The 813-nt window shown below is 64.0% G+C and carries 1 protein-coding gene; it reads right to left on the reverse strand.

All coding sequences use genetic code 11. The annotated features are described in order from the left end of the window. Window positions 1-722, reverse strand: a 722-nt coding sequence (locus P0D89_RS53555; RefSeq protein ID WP_408379744.1) for a helix-turn-helix domain-containing protein, incomplete at its 3' end; no start/stop codon positions are given. Between the last annotated feature and the right edge of the window lie 91 nt (window positions 723-813).

The raw sequence follows: 813 nt of genomic DNA on the forward strand, positions 1-813 counted from the left end.
AGCCGCCGGAAGAAGCGCGAAAAATACGCCACGTCGGAAAAACCCAGCAAATCGGCAATCTGGGCGACCGTCATGGTCGTGTAGATCAGATTGCGCTTCGCCTCGAGCAGAACGCGACGGTGTACATGTTCGAGCGCAGTGCATCCGAGCGACCGGCGGCAGACATTGTTGAGTTGCGCCGCCGTGATGGCCAGCTCCGCAGCGTACTGGGCGACGGACCAGTGCTCGCGAAAATGCTGCTCGACCAGCCGGGAAAAGCTTGCCGTTCGTTGCTGTCCTCGATCCGGCCGCCATTCGTCTTCTCGTTGCTCGCACTGCTGCCGCCCGACCCAGCTGCCGAGCGCGCCGACCAGCGAATGCAGCACGAAATCGCGCCCCGGCGCTACGGTGCCATACTCGCGGGCGATCCGCTGGCATAACTGGTCGATGTAGGGCTTGTCGGCGCCGACCTCATGGCAGCCTGCCCTCCGCAAAGCAGGGGCGGCATCGCCCAGGCTGTCCTGCAGCCAGTCGAACAGCGGCAGCGCGAGTGTGATCACATAGCCGGCGATATTGCGGCTGAAGCGAAAGCCGTGCACGCACATCGGCGGTACGATCTGCACGGCCGGCTCGTCGATTTCGGTGACGGTACCTTCCACGTCAAGCAGCGCATGACCGGATTGCACGTACACGAACTGGGCGAGATCCGCATGCCGGTGCTGCGCGATCTCCCAGTCGTGCACACGGCTGCGCTCCGCTATCGACTCGCAATGCAGGAGATCCGGCGTGGGCCACGTCTGCCGTTCACCGAAGAGCTCGAAAACCGGGACGCCG

The sequence above is a fragment of the Paraburkholderia sp. RL18-085-BIA-A genome (assembly GCF_046027075.1).
Taxonomy (GTDB): Bacteria; Pseudomonadota; Gammaproteobacteria; order Burkholderiales; family Burkholderiaceae; genus Paraburkholderia.